This window comes from Pseudomonas sp. C9-3, assembly GCF_032392015.1.
In the GTDB taxonomy this organism is placed as follows: domain Bacteria; phylum Pseudomonadota; class Gammaproteobacteria; order Pseudomonadales; family Pseudomonadaceae; genus Pseudomonas; species Pseudomonas nitroreducens.
In genome coordinates, this window is the sequence record NZ_CP135919.1 from 5,873,990 (window position 1) to 5,886,925 (window position 12,936).

The window sequence follows — 12,936 nt, forward strand, 5'->3', positions numbered from 1 at the left end:
TTTTTTATTCATGGACGAAATTATCTCCCTGCCCTCGGATCCTGTGCCTGAGCTTCAGCGCACCGTGCAGCGTAAGCTCGGGCGCTGCATGTTGCAGTTGCAGCAGTACGAACGGTTGCTCAAAGCCATGGTGGCCCATAGCGAGTTGAGTGGCCCTCCGGAACAGCTTCAAGCGATTCGCGACGAAAAGGTTGCCTTTACCCATAAGAAGACTCTGGGCACCTTGGTGGGGATGCTGACCGAGAATTATCTGAAGCTGCCGGACTTAGCAGATGAGTCAGAGCAGGCAGAGCCTATCGATCAGATATGGATCAACTTCCGATGCCAGCTGGAGTTACCCGAGGAGCGCTACGCCGAGACCAAGTCTGCGCTCAAGGAGCTGGTCGACCTGCGTAATGAGTTGGTACACCACTTTCTTCAGCGCTTCGACCTTTGGGGCGTGGATGGCTGTGTAGCCGCCGAGGCATATCTCGATGAAAGTTACGAAACCATCGACGGTCATTACCTGACGCTGCGCGACTGGGCTAAATCCATGGGTGAGGCTCGACAGCTCGTGGTGTCCTTTATGCAGACCCCGGAGTACAGGGATTTCGTTATCAACGGTATTGGGCCGGATGGCGCCGTACACTGGGCTAGCAGCGGTATAACCAACTACTTACGTGAAGCGGAAACCAAGCTGGCTCAGGCAGGGTGGACACCCCTTTTTGAAGCCATTCACTGGATAGCCAAGACCTACCCCGAGCAGACGCCCAAGCGCTATGGCTGCGGAAGCTGGCGTCATGTCATCCATGAATCGCAGCAGTTTGAAATTCGCAAGCAATGCCAATCCGATACTGGCGTTACGGTGGTTTGGTATCGCAGTCGCCTGAGGGAAACCTCCAAGGAACAGGAGTAAGTAATGAGCCAGTCATCGGAGAAGGTAGGAGTCGAGCTGCCCGCTATCAACTGGTTGATCAAGTTGGGCTACACCCACCTGCTCGGTAGCCAGGTACAGGTTGAGCATCGTCACCTGGCTCCGGTACTGGATGATGTGTTGCAGGCTCGGCTGCTGATCCTCAATCCATGGCTGGCGAGCGCACCCGGTGGTATCAGCGCGGCGCTTATCGAGCTACGCAAGCGCGTCAATGATGAGCTGCTGCCCGCCAACAAGGCGTTCTGGGAACAGGTGGTTCACCGTTCGGATATTCAGGTGAAGGATGTCGAGGGCAAGCCGCGCAGCGTGCGCTTCTTCGATGCCAGTGATGCCAGCAACAACGACTTCCATGTGGTCGATCAGTACGTGGGGCGCAATGCTGATGGGGATGTTTTTCGCCCTGACCTGCTGTTGTTTGTGAATGGCTTGCCGCTCGCCATCATCGAATGCAAAGCCAGCCATCACCGCCTGGACGAAGCCCTGGGCCAGTTGGATGGCTATCAAAGCACCTTCCCTACCCAGTTTGTATTCAACCAGGTCTGTGTTGGGCTTAATCGGCGTGAAGGGCTGTATGGCGCGATCCTAACCAAGCCTGCTTATTACGCCCGATATCGGTTGCAGGCACAGGAGACTGCTGCTGTTACTGCCCTGTTAGGCGAGACGCCCAGTGAGCAGGACAGCCTGCTGTGGGCATTGTTTGAGCCGAGCCGCTTCCTGCAACTGATCACCCATTTTGTACTGTTCGAAACCCGCGACGGCAAGACCGTGAAGAAGCTGCCTCGCTATCAACAATGGCGGGCCGTGCGCAAAACTGTGGATCGCCTATGTGCGCCGAAACCTATGGGCGGCGTCGTTTGGCATACCCAAGGCAGCGGCAAGTCACTGACCATGGCCCTGCTCGCGCGCATGCTGCGGGCCGATAGCACAGGTTTGAACAACCCTACCGTGTTGGTGCTGACCGACCGTAAAGACCTCGATAAGCAGATCTTCGACACCTTCCACGCGGTGGGCATTAACGCCATCCAAGCCGTGTCGGTTGATGGCTTGCTGAAGATGCTGTCCAACGACTACGGCAGCTTGTTCACCAGCACTGTGCAGAAGTTCCAGGAGAACGATCAGCCCAGTGAGCAGGCCGCTGAGACTTCGGACGAAGAAGATGATGCTCTGCAAGCGACCCGCCACCGGCGGATTCGTGAGGAGAAGGACTTCTTCATCGTGCATGAGCGCAACGTCCGCCACCTGGAGGTGGATGAGGACGGTGTGCCGGTTAAGGCCAAGTGGGAAGAAATCAACCGGGAGAAGGTGCACTTCCGGGTGCTGAGTATCAAACCCAACTTCTATGTGCTGGTCGATGAAGCTCACCGTAGCCAGTACGACTTCCTCGCAGCCTTTATGCGCGCCAGTTTGCCCAACGCGAAGTTCATTGCCTTTACCGGTACACCGTTGCTGCAAGAGGACAAACACACGCTGGGCGAGTTTGGTGGTGACGAGTACATCGACGAATACCGCCTGCATGAGGCAGTGGCGGATGGCGCAACACTGCCGATCAAATACCAGGATGCCTGGGTAGCGTTGTCGGCCAATGCTAAGTTGGATGCCGCGTTCAAAGAGCAGTTTGCCGACCAGAGTGAGGTTCGCCAGCACGAGTTGAAGCGTGAACTGCTACGCCGTTGGCGTCAGGCCGGTGACCGCATGGAGCAGGTTGCCGAGCATCTGGTTGAGCACTTTCTCAGTAACGTAAAAGCCAAAGGTTTGAAGGCCATGCTGGTTTGCGATGGCCGCGATATGGCGGTGCGTTACAAGGATCTGCTCGATGCGATCATGGTCGAACGAGCGAGCAAAGGGCTGCCCACTTTTGACAGCAAGGTGGTGATATCCCTGGCCAGCATCACCTCTTCCCGTACGGGCGTTTCCGCTATGGAAGAGGCAGCAGAGTATGAGGTGGAGGCCGACAAGATTCGTAGCATCGAGGAGCGGGTCAAGGCTGAGGTGAAAGCGGGAAAGACCCCGGTGGCCATGCCTTCCGAGCAGATCGGCAACTTTGTCAGCAAGTTATTTCCCCTGCCCTACGGTGAAGAGACTAATGAGCTTGATGGTAAGCCGCAGGTGAACAACGTCGGGCTGATCATCGTTTCTGACATGCTACTGACCGGTTGGGATGCACCGATTGTCGGCACCATGTACCTCGACAAGCCACTCAAAGAACATACCCTGTTGCAGGCCATTGCGCGGGTAAACCGAACCTTGCCTGGCAAGAATGCCGGCTACATTGTGGATTACCACGGGGTGGTCGATCACCTTGATCACGCGCTGAAAATTTACGGCGGCGAGGTGAAGCCTTCGCAGGTCTGGGAAGGTGTTGAAACCGAACTGCCTAAGCTGCAAGCCACGCTCGACCGCATCCTCAAGTTGCTGCCGAAAAAGCATGACCCGGTGGCACAGCGCGAGGCCTACAAAGACGACGCTGAGCGCTTCCTTGATCCTGCTACCCGGTTAGACATAGTCGAAGAGTTCCTCGACCTGGTGAAGCAGTTCAACCGCTCAGTAGACATCATCCTCCCGGACGTACGCGGCGTACCTTTCAAGCCCTATTTCACCCTGCTGGGTGAGATCCGCCTGATGCTGCGCGACAAACTGCCGGGTAATACCTACAAGGAACGCATCACCAAACTGGAGTCTGTGCTGCTTCAGCAGCTGTTGGATGATTACATCGCGGCCAGCCCGGCTAAGAGCCTGCTGGGCCATGAGGTGTCGATTCTGGATGCCAGTGATATGGAGCGTTTAAAGAAACTGGCGAGCCCCGGTAGCCGCGCTCTGGTGATGAAAAACCAGCTGAAGCAAACCATCGTCACCGGTAAGGACAAGGATCCCGCATTCTTCGACAAGATCGCCGAGGAGCTGGAAAAGCTGCTGGAAGAGGAAAAAACGGGTCGCATTACCCAAGCCAGGTTTTTGGAGCAACTGGAGCTCTTCAGCCAGCGTATTCAGGACAAAGACAAAACCGGTTTTGAAAAGCCCGCTCATTCGGCTGTCTACCACTACCTTGCCGCTCAACTGGCCGAGGACACGGCAAGAGCGGCAACGACCAAGCTGTTCAAAGATGAAATGCTGAGCCGTGCGCTGGCGACTGAAAACTGGAAGAAAATGCCAGATACGCACCCTGACTTTCGAGACCACCTGCGCGGGGTATTGATGCCATTGGCAGGCTGGGAGCGTTCAGTGGCGCGTGATCACGCCAAGCGAATCTTCGATATCTTGCTGAAAAACTAATGCGGCGTTGCCCATGCCTGTATTGAACTACGGCCAAACGGCTATCGAGTGGTACTTCCAGCTCGATAGCAAACTTAAACGCCATTACGTGACCGTAGAACGGGGACGGCCTGTTCTATTGCGTGGGCCGCAGGTGGATGAGCTTGAGCAAGAGGCTTTGGTGCTGCGCCGGGCACGCTGGATTCGAGAAAAGCTGGCTCAGGTGAATCAGCCCCTGGCCAAGGAACCCATCGTGACGGGCAGCCGTCTGCGCTATGCCGGGCGCACCTATTACACTGAAGTCCGTCATGTGCCAGACGCGCTCCAGCCTCGGTTGGCTTTCACTGCATCACGCTTTATCGTTGATAACCCAGATGGTCTGAGTATTCATCCCGACGCGCTGATGCCCTTGCTGGAGCGGTTCTATCGGGATCGAGCCCACGAGAAGCTACCGCAGCGTGTTCGCCACTGGCAGCGCGAAACTGGTCTATTGGCTGCGGGGATTCGTATTCGTCACTTCCAAAGCCGTTGGGCCAGCTGCGATGCGAACCACATCCTGGAGTTTCATCCTCGGGTGATGGAGCTACCGGCCAGCGTGCAGGACTACGTCATCGTCCACGAGCTGTGCCATACGGTGGAAAAGAACCATACGAAGGCCTTTTGGGCATTAGTGGCCAGCCATATGCCGGATTGGCAGAGGCAGCATCAGATGCTGGAGCAAGCGTTGTTTGGGGATTCGGTTTGATATTTAGGGGAGCGCTTAAGCCCCAGATATCTGCGATGTTCTAAATACAGAAAAGGAATTCAGAATGCAGCCCAGTAAAACTACCGTTACCGGCTTGTTTAGTACCCCTCATCAGTACCAAATCCCCATTTTCCAACGCGGATACGTATGGACGCTGGAAAAGCAGGTTGGCCCCCTTTGGATTGACATCCAAGATCGGGCAGATGCTGTACTGGATCAACAGGCGTTGGCATCAACCGGAACTACTGCTGCACTGAAACCAATCCAGAAGCATTTTTTGGGCTCCATCGTGATGACGCCCGTGCCTAATAGTTTTGGCAGAGCACCGGCTTTTGAGGTGATTGACGGCCAGCAACGCTCGACTACGTTGCAGCTTCTGTTACTCGCCTTTCGCCAAGCTGCCCGAGAGCTGATAGACACTCCTATACCGCAAATGCTCGACGGCTTGGTACGAAACCCTGGCCCATACCAGCGCGCAGAAGACCACTACAAGGTCTGGCCAACTCAGGCGGGGCAGGATGAGATGCGGCGCTTAAGCGATTCGACCGCTTCCATTCAGGATATATGCGTGGCGTACCTAGCGCGTGATGGCCGAACAAGACTTGAGCGGCCTTTGATGGTGCAGACCTACCTGTACCTCTACCACGCCTGCCTTGCTTACATGCGGGGCATTGATCTCTCCGATGCTGTAGACCCAACTGGCGACCCCACATTTGGGGATTCGCTGATCGCGGATATTCGTCGGAACAACGACATCTCGCCGTTGCAGGCCCACATGCCGCTGGAGCCAAAGCGTGCTCAGGCGCTCTACATGGCATTGGCCGATCATGTGCAGATCATGACACTGACGCTGGAAGCCGAAGATGATCCTCAAGTTATATTCGAAACGCTCAACGCCCGAGGTGAACCACTGCTGGCATCCGACTTGGTACGAAATTTCGTGTTCCTTGAAGCTGCTCGTCAGGGGCAACCAGTACCGCAATTGTATGAGCGTTACTGGAGTCCATTTGACCTTGTCGTGACCACCGGCAAGGGCGTTTCGGCTAACTCCTACTGGAGGGAAAAGGAGCGCCAGGGGCGTCTCACCTACCCTCGCATTGATTTGTTCTTTTACAACTACGCCACCTTGCGTAGTCAGGAAATCACACTCGCCAGTCATGTCTTTCAGTCATACAAGGCGTGGTGGCAAAAGCAGCCACGTGATCTTGAAGTGGAGCTGACGCGACTGGTCTCCTCCAGCCAAAATTTCCAGGAGTTGGTTTCCCCAGAGGGCACCGGTTATTTGGCTGAATTTGCACGCTTGGTGAAATCGCTGGATGTGGGAACGGTCACGCCGGTTTACCTCGCATTGCGTGAACGACTAGCCAGCGACAGTGCGGAATTGAAACAGGCCCTTGGTGACCTAGCCTCCTACCTGACGCGCCGCGCGGTATGTGGCTTGACCACCAAGGGTTATAACCGCTTTTTCATGCGTGTGCTGCAAGCTGTGACCGGTGCTCCTGATGCCCCCCATGTCGCATTGCGCGCAGTGCTTCTGGGAGCGACGGCAACCAGCGAGGTTTGGCCAGATGACTCGCTGTTTAGTGACAAGTGGTGCCATCGTCCGGTTTACAGGGAGCTTCGGCCTGTCAAAACCTGCGGCGTCTTGCGTGCGCTGGAGTATGCGGCTCGGGGGCCTCAGCAAGGGAGTAACCATGTGCCCGCTCAGCCGGATTTGACTATTGAGCATGTGCTACCGCAAAGCTGGGAAAAGCTGCCTGCCTACCAAATAGCCGACATGACAGAGGGACAGCGGCAGCTGAGAGAGGCCGCTATTCATGGGTTTGGTAACTTGACGCTGCTGACCCAGCCTTTGAACAGCTCAATCAGCAATGGCCCATTTGCCGATACCCTAGGCGCTGAGGGTGAACAGATTCTGGGCAAGCGCTCCCGACTAGGCCAAAGTGCCTTGCTGTTGAATACCTATTTTCACCAGTCAGCGCTTTCAGCCTGGAACGACCTAGCCATCGAGAATCGTGCGAAAACGCTGCTCAAAGCGGCGCTGCTCGTGTGGCCAAAGCCTGCAGGCAGTGCCGCTACCCCCGTCGCGGTGGCAGCGGCGATCTGCGGAAACTAAACGGGCCGTTTGGATACCGCCCTCCTTCGGGCGGTGTACAAATAAGGGCGGATGAGCGATCGCCCGGAAGGCTGCCGTAGCAAGAGGGCACGTTGCGGGCCTGGCCCAAACGACGGCGTCGTTACCGACGCACCTCGATTTTGTAGAAATAATCCTCAATGCTCAGGCGGCGGCGATCCGAGATGATTGCATCGCTGATCGCGTTTTTAAGCCGAACGTAGTGACGGCAGTTCTGGGCACGGCTGAGATCAGAAATAGGCTTTACCGCTCGCAAGAACTCGTCATAACTGCTCACTGGTCGACTCATTACCCGATCGATGTTGGGCAGGGCTTTGGCATCTGCCTGGCGGCTGTCAGGCCATGCCGGCTCGAGGCTCAGGTCGCCCTCGCGCAGCTCCAGCGTAAAGAGCATTTGCACCTTCCCGGTCTTTTCGTCCGCCCAGCATGGGGGAAAGTCCATGCCACCATTAGCCTCCAAGCGATGCTTGAGGTAGAGCAACTGGCCTTTAAGGTCAGCGTTTTCTTTCTTCACGGCGATAGGGTTGCCCGGATCAGCTTGCATCGCCGTGAAGTGCTGGTACTCCTCCGCCAGTTTCTGCACCTTCTCGAGGCTGCTCTTGCCTTCAAGGCTGGCCAGGGCCGGGGATTTATCCAGTACTTGCTCCAGGGCGTCGAGTTTGCCAAGTGAGGCCTCGACTTGCTCCTTGAGAAACTTGACGTCATTGGCTTTGGCGACGTCCTGAGGATCCTTCAGCGACTTCTGCACCGCCTCTTTTAACGACGTTGCCAAGGCCAGAGCATCTTCGACCCGTTTCTTCACAAGCTGACCGCCGTTGCCGCCCGCCGCCTCCACCATTTTCTGTAGCTCACTGAGGGCGGTGATCTGCTGTTCCTGCTCGTCCAGTAGCTGCTTCAATCGCACGACGTCCTGCTTCGCCTGACCCGCTTCGAGTAACTGGCTGATCACCTCGTCAGGATTGCGCGAGCTGTGGGCTTTGATCTCATCGATGAGCTGTGTCTTAGCTTCGTCCAGTTGCGCCATCTTGGTATCGATCCCATCGAGGGACTGGAGCTGCTCTTGCAGCTTCTGGTTCTCCTGAGTCTTTTGAAACACCATGAAGCCGAGCAGAAGCATCAGCATAAAGATGAGGGTCAGGGCGATCTCCGTCAGCGATAGCTGGAAGACCTGGTCATTGTTCGATGCCATTTCAGGCTGCTCCAGGACTCAGTGTCAGCTGCTGCTTGATTCCGGTTGAATCTGCCGATCATCAGTTCCGTCTGCTGGCGGGCTGAATGGCACCACGTTCTCTCCGACCAATGGCGTTTTCTCGAGGTGATCACTGATGACGTCCAGCCTGCGCTGTACATTGTCCAGTTGCTCAAGTCGGGCCAGACCACTATTGGATTCAAGGTGAGAGGAGCTGAGCTCCACCAGCTGGCTGAGACTTTGAAGAACCTGCTGGCCCATAGCCTTGACCTGTTGGTGCTCCTGATTCGCCAACTCGGCGTGCTGGCTCGATTGGCTGACCACCGTCAGCAGTTGCGGCACGTTGTGTTGGAGCGATGCCACCAGTTCCTGGCTGGCCTTTTTGATCTCTTCAGTGCTGCTGCTTTGCTGCTCGGCCACCAGGTGGATGTTGGCAACCGATGCCACGGTCTGGGCCATCGATTCAGTGAGCGCTTGAACGGAACTGGAGAGTTGCGTGGTGGCCCCCAGTTGCGAGCCCAATTGGGCATTTAGCGACTCCTGTTGCGCAGACACGACGGCGATCAGGGACTTAGATTGCTGGCCCATCTCCTGAAGCACAGCTTCTTGCTGGGTTTGCAGCAACTTGGTCAGTGTCTCCAGGCTGGCACCGACCTGTTGCACGTCGTCCAACACGCTGCCCATGCTTTCCAGCTTTTCGTTGATGCGCTTGATGGAGTTGTTGACCAAGCGCGCAGAGCCTTGCACATCGAGCGTCACCGACTTAAGGCTGTCGGTTGCAGTTTCAGTGACTACGCCCAGCTGCGTCACGGCGCCCTCCAGTCGCTTGGAGAACAGGTCATCGGGGAACTGCACCTCATCCAGACGGGTTACCAGCCCATCAACGAAAGTCACTACCGACTGATCGATTCGTTCAGTTGCACCTTTGGCCGCTGCTTCATATTCCGTGATGATCCGAGTCATGCCCAGCGCCGTGGTGCGGACGTCTTGCATCAGCCCCAGCATCATTTCCTTGTTGTGCTGAGTCATGGTTGCAAAGAACTCCGTGGTCTTGGCCTGGTGGGCCTCTGACATCGCGAGGATCTGCTCCTTAACCGCTGTCACCGTCTCGTCGGTGGCACGCATGACATCCGCGCGGAAGTCGACCAACCGCTCGAGAGACTTCTGAAACTCATCAGCCAACTTACGCGAGGCATCGATCACCTGATCCTCAACATTGCTTAGCGCATCGTCAGTACTCGGCCGGAAACTCACCAGGGTGACGCGTACCGCCAAGCCCAGTACGGTACTCACCATGGCGGCGCCGAAGCGCACGGCAATAGTGGTCAGGTCGGTACCGATGTTCGGCAGGTCGAAAAGCGAGAAGATGATTGAGGCGATAGTGAAGATGAAGCCCAGGTAGTAACACGAGTCCGCGAACTTCTCTGCCGAAATGTCGCTATCACGCAGCCGGTAACCAATGAGCATGTACGCGGCCATGAAGCACAAGGGCAGCAGAAGGCCGAAGATCCAGGGCTCATGCAGATACCAACCAACAAACGAGCTACCGACTTTTAAGGCGCAAGTAAGGACGAACAGTCTCTTCAGGGAGATTTTGATTGGCATGACTCAGCCCTCCATTGGCGTCACAGCAACGAGTCGGGCACCCGCTTTCTCGAAATAGCGCTCCCAGAAGGTCAGCTGCTTCCGTGTCTGCAATTTTGGGTAGTTCATTAGGTAGTTCAGCTTGACCTGAACGCCGTCCAGACGGGTCTGTGTTTTCTGCCCGTAAGCACTGGTAGCGAAGCCATCGAAGTCAGCTTTCCCTTTGAACATGCTGAATTCGGGGGTATTGGCCAGCATGTCCGAATAGACAATGAGGGTCTTAGGGCCTTTGATATTTTCCGCTTGGAAGCTATTGATCGCGACCAGCTGAAGCATCTCAAAAATGGGTGATTTGTCGGCTGGCTTGTCCTGCATCAGGACGTTTTCCAGCTGAGTTACCGGCTCGCGAAATTCACGCTCGAATCGCTCTTGAATACGCGCGGGGTTGGAATCCAGCTCTGATTTTCCCGTAGCGGTACCCGGGTTGCACTTCTCGAAGAGCGGTTTGGCGGTCTGAGTGAAATCCTCACCGAGGGCGTACACCGACAGCAGATAACCTTCAGGCACGACGTTGTCTGCCAGGGCTTTCAAGCCTTGAGCGAAGGCCTGGCGTTGGATGAAGTTATAGGGGTCGGTGTTGTCGACCAGCACAACATAGTGGCCCAGCGGGCCTGAGGTGGGGCACAACGTGAGTTTGTCGGTGGCTGTGGGCCGATGGAGGAAATACCAGCCTATTGCGCCCGCCATTGTCAGTAGGGCAATCACCAATAGTGCAATTGTACGGAGTTCCTGACGGCGCTTCTTTTCCGCCATGCTCGTCCTGCGCATTCTGGGGTTCCTGTGTCAGATCTGTTGGCGGATGGGTTCAAGTTGACTGAATTTGACGTCGTAGGACGATTGAATTCGGCGACGGATATCTTCGATTTGGTTCAGGAGGTCAGCTAGCAGTCCTTCCTGCTCCTGCAGAGCTCGCTCATCCGCAGTCGTGTTGAAGTCGGGCAAGGTCAATTGCCGTACTGGTACGGGCTGGCGGAAGTAAGCGGGAACCGGGACACCGGTGGCCTTTCGAGATATCTCGTTTTCGGTTCGGAAGATTTTGACCAGTGCACTCATCATGTGCTCGGCCTTGTCCAGCGCTCGTTGCAGGCGCTCAGGCGCGATGCGCTTCTTATCGACTTCCGCACGGAAGGCGACAACGTCAACTTTGGCTTGCTCGAGGCCCTGTTCCAGCTTGCCGACATACTCTTCTTTCAGACGCTCCAACTCGTCCCGAATCTGAGCAATCTCGTGGTCGTAGAAGGCTTTGGCTTCATCGGCGATTCCCTGGACGTTGGCATATCCTGGGTAGGGATCCGATAGCTTGTAGCCTTCACAGAGTCCGGCAAGCGCGAATACCACGCTCACGACACACAGAATTATTGAGAAAACGTCATGGAATCCGAGCGGGTTGCTTTGCAGAGCTTGGAGCGCGGCAGCGGCAATGACACTAATACCCACATCGCCAGCCTGCCCCAGCGCATCGCGGAAATGCGCAATGATCAGGCCGAGCCCTCCCATGATTGCCCCCGCCAAGATCACGCCCAGGTACCCGGCAAGACGGCGGATGGGGCTGATGTGATTGATGTTCGGCACGAGGAAGCGACCGAGTGCAAAGGCAATGCCGACGTTTGTCGCCGCCAAGGCGCCGGCAAAAAAGAAGCCCTGGAACAATCCGCCATCTAAACCGGCTGCAAAAAAACCGGCGTTTAGAATGCCTTCGACTGCCACGGTGAATATCGCCAGCAGGATGCAGATCGCTTTACGAGTGCCGGAAATCACCTGCGCATGGCGGGTGAGCTGATTCTCCTCGCGAAACGTGAGTAGCTCCTGTTCACGCTGATGCGCCGAGCTCCGCAGATTGCGTAACTCGGTTTCACGATCGGAAACCCGGCGATTCGCCTCGCGCTCAAATTCATCGGCCAGATTAGCGGTGCGATTTACCGTCTTGGTGATGTCATAGGTCACCAGGCGCTCTTGAATGCGTTGAACATGGGTCGTTGCCCAGTTCTGGTAGCTGAGGCGAAAACCTTCCAGTTTCTGGCAGATCGACTCTTCAATGCCGGAGAGATGAGTTTCGTCGGGAGCAGGTGCGCCAGCGGCACCGAGACGCTGTGCTTGAGCTTCAATATCCAGCTCTTTGAGCAGCTCATCCTTGTCGAGGACATGCAGGTCTGGATGCTCGGGATCACTCTGCCGGCGCGGAGCTCTCAACCAACCAAACAGCATCTTAAATAGCTTCATCGAAACTTCCTTGAGAGCATGGCGTCAACGGCAGAGGCTTTCACAGGGAACGCCATCGCGATCCCGATCCAGGCTGGAAACTCCGCATTGCTGCAGGTAGAAATTGGCTTCTTGGCAGTTGCTCATCTGTCCGCAATAGCGCTTGGCGCCACAGACATAGTTGGCAGACGTGGCGTCCCGAGTTTTGCGCTCGGCTACCAGAGAGTTGAGAGAGTGCCCGGCGCGCCTCCATTCCCAAGGGGGAATGATGTCGGACTCGGGAAGCGCCCAAAGGCCCAAGCGTGCTGTCCGGGCAGTTCCTTGCAGCGCAGGCAAGGTGGTATCGCGGTTGTAGCGATCGAAGACCCAGGCGGCGCCACGGCTAACCATTTCTCGGTTGACGCTAATCCCATCGACAGAGGCTTCACCGATGTGCCGGCCGTACTTGTCTTCGCCACTTAAGGTGAGCTGGATGACTCGGCCAAAGATCAACTTGGCGAGTTGATCCTTTGCCTGACGGCCATAGGGCTGGCCACTTTCGGGAGTGTCGATGTTGGCCATCCTGACCTTAACCTGTTGGTTGGATTCCGTAAGGCAGGTGAAGGTGTCGCCGTCACTGATGGCCACCACGCGGCACTCTATATCGTCGGCCAACGCCGTGAAGGTCATGGCGACTAGCAGCACAACTGTCCATGGGCTGAACCGCATTCTTCCCTGAAGCTCCGCGCAAAGGATCGTGAGGATCCCAAGAGATAGGTAATGCCAAAAGGCTATTGTTTGCGCGGAATCTTAACGGGAAATTTCAGAAAAGGCTCATTGACAGGATGACCGGGCGGTATTTTCTAAGATGCGCTGAAGGCCTG

Annotated in this window: 9 protein-coding genes; 4 read left to right on the forward strand and 5 right to left on the reverse strand. The window is 56.1% G+C overall.

What is annotated here, in order from left to right:
* The first annotated feature begins 10 nt into the window (after positions 1 to 10).
* The 4 genes from RS899_RS26880 to RS899_RS26895 all read left to right on the forward strand — a co-directional run bounded on the left by RS899_RS26880 (position 11) and on the right by RS899_RS26895 (position 7,023).
* Entirely contained in the window at positions 11 to 895 is an 885-nt protein-coding gene (locus tag RS899_RS26880) for an OST-HTH/LOTUS domain-containing protein (RefSeq protein ID WP_315808455.1), read from the forward strand.
* Positions 896 to 898: 3 nt separating this feature from the next.
* Positions 899 to 4,183: a type I restriction endonuclease subunit R gene (locus RS899_RS26885; RefSeq protein WP_315808456.1), complete on the forward strand. Its 3,285-nt coding sequence runs from the start codon at positions 899 to 901 to the stop codon at positions 4,181 to 4,183.
* Positions 4,184 to 4,196: 13 nt separating this feature from the next.
* Entirely contained in the window at positions 4,197 to 4,907 is a 711-nt protein-coding gene (locus RS899_RS26890) for a SprT family zinc-dependent metalloprotease (RefSeq protein WP_315808457.1), read from the forward strand.
* A gap of 64 nt (positions 4,908 to 4,971) precedes the next feature.
* Positions 4,972 to 7,023 (forward strand): DUF262 domain-containing HNH endonuclease family protein, encoded by a 2,052-nt coding sequence (locus RS899_RS26895; protein WP_315808458.1) that lies wholly within the window; start codon positions 4,972 to 4,974, stop codon positions 7,021 to 7,023.
* 121 nt (positions 7,024 to 7,144) lie between these two features.
* On the opposite strand, the gene RS899_RS26900 is transcribed toward RS899_RS26895, so the two are convergent.
* Genes RS899_RS26900 through RS899_RS26920 form a run of 5 tightly spaced genes read right to left on the reverse strand, consistent with a single transcriptional unit; the run spans position 7,145 to position 12,742 of the window.
* A complete protein-coding gene (locus tag RS899_RS26900) occupies positions 7,145 to 8,230 on the reverse strand; it encodes a hypothetical protein (protein ID WP_315808459.1) in 1,086 nt (361 codons plus the stop codon).
* Positions 8,231 to 8,254: 24 nt separating this feature from the next.
* Positions 8,255 to 9,835 carry a hypothetical protein gene (locus RS899_RS26905; RefSeq protein WP_315808460.1) on the reverse strand — a complete coding sequence of 527 codons (1,581 nt, stop codon included), beginning with the start codon at positions 9,833 to 9,835 and terminating at the stop codon, positions 8,255 to 8,257.
* Between the two features lie 3 nt (positions 9,836 to 9,838).
* The gene (locus RS899_RS26910) at positions 9,839 to 10,642 is read right to left on the reverse strand and encodes a hypothetical protein (protein ID WP_315808461.1); all 804 of its coding nucleotides are present in this window, start codon (positions 10,640 to 10,642) and stop codon (positions 9,839 to 9,841) included.
* 15 nt (positions 10,643 to 10,657) lie between these two features.
* On the reverse strand, positions 10,658 to 12,094 hold the full coding sequence (locus RS899_RS26915; RefSeq protein ID WP_315808462.1) for a hypothetical protein: 1,437 nt from the start codon (positions 12,092 to 12,094) through the stop codon (positions 10,658 to 10,660).
* Between the two features lie 24 nt (positions 12,095 to 12,118).
* Positions 12,119 to 12,742 (reverse strand): thermonuclease family protein, encoded by a 624-nt coding sequence (locus RS899_RS26920; RefSeq protein ID WP_315808463.1) that lies wholly within the window; start codon positions 12,740 to 12,742, stop codon positions 12,119 to 12,121.
* Positions 12,743 to 12,936 lie beyond the last annotated feature (194 nt).

Coding starts and splice junctions, on each gene's coding strand:
- RS899_RS26880 (WP_315808455.1), top strand. CDS start 11: ATGGACGAAATTATCTCCCTGCCCTCGGATCCTGTGCCTGAGCTTCAG.
- RS899_RS26885 (WP_315808456.1), top strand. CDS start 899: ATGAGCCAGTCATCGGAGAAGGTAGGAGTCGAGCTGCCCGCTATCAAC.
- RS899_RS26890 (WP_315808457.1), top strand. CDS start 4,197: ATGCCTGTATTGAACTACGGCCAAACGGCTATCGAGTGGTACTTCCAG.
- RS899_RS26895 (WP_315808458.1), top strand. CDS start 4,972: ATGCAGCCCAGTAAAACTACCGTTACCGGCTTGTTTAGTACCCCTCAT.
- RS899_RS26900 (WP_315808459.1), bottom strand. CDS start 8,230: ATGGCATCGAACAATGACCAGGTCTTCCAGCTATCGCTGACGGAGATC.
- RS899_RS26905 (WP_315808460.1), bottom strand. CDS start 9,835: ATGCCAATCAAAATCTCCCTGAAGAGACTGTTCGTCCTTACTTGCGCC.
- RS899_RS26910 (WP_315808461.1), bottom strand. CDS start 10,642: ATGCGCAGGACGAGCATGGCGGAAAAGAAGCGCCGTCAGGAACTCCGT.
- RS899_RS26915 (WP_315808462.1), bottom strand. CDS start 12,094: ATGAAGCTATTTAAGATGCTGTTTGGTTGGTTGAGAGCTCCGCGCCGG.
- RS899_RS26920 (WP_315808463.1), bottom strand. CDS start 12,742: ATGACCTTCACGGCGTTGGCCGACGATATAGAGTGCCGCGTGGTGGCC.